This window comes from Bacteroides caecigallinarum, from assembly GCF_016902295.1.
In the GTDB taxonomy this organism is placed as follows: Bacteria; Bacteroidota; Bacteroidia; order Bacteroidales; family Bacteroidaceae; genus Phocaeicola; species Phocaeicola caecigallinarum_A.
The window spans coordinates 1-219 of the sequence record NZ_JACJLQ010000238.1 but is presented as its reverse complement, the minus strand read 5'-3'; the positions used below and the strand labels follow the sequence as shown (position 1 = coordinate 219).

Genomic DNA, 219 nt, shown 5'->3' with positions numbered 1-219 from the left:
TTCAGGTACTATTTCACTCTTCTGTTCGAAGTGCTTTTCACCTTTCCTTCACAGTACTGGTTCACTATCGGTCTCTCGGGAGTATTTAGCCTTGCCGGATGGTCCCGGCAGATTCACGCAGGATTCCTCGTGTCCCGCGCTACTCAGGATTACACTATGCTTCGTCTCGCTTCGAATACGGGGCTGTCACCCGCTGTGGCCGGCCTTTCCAGACCGTTC

At 53.4% G+C, this 219-nt stretch carries 1 rRNA gene; it reads right to left on the bottom strand.

What is annotated here, in order from left to right:
• Positions 1-219: ribosomal RNA gene (locus H6A27_RS15910) — 23S ribosomal RNA — on the bottom strand; the annotation flags it as partial.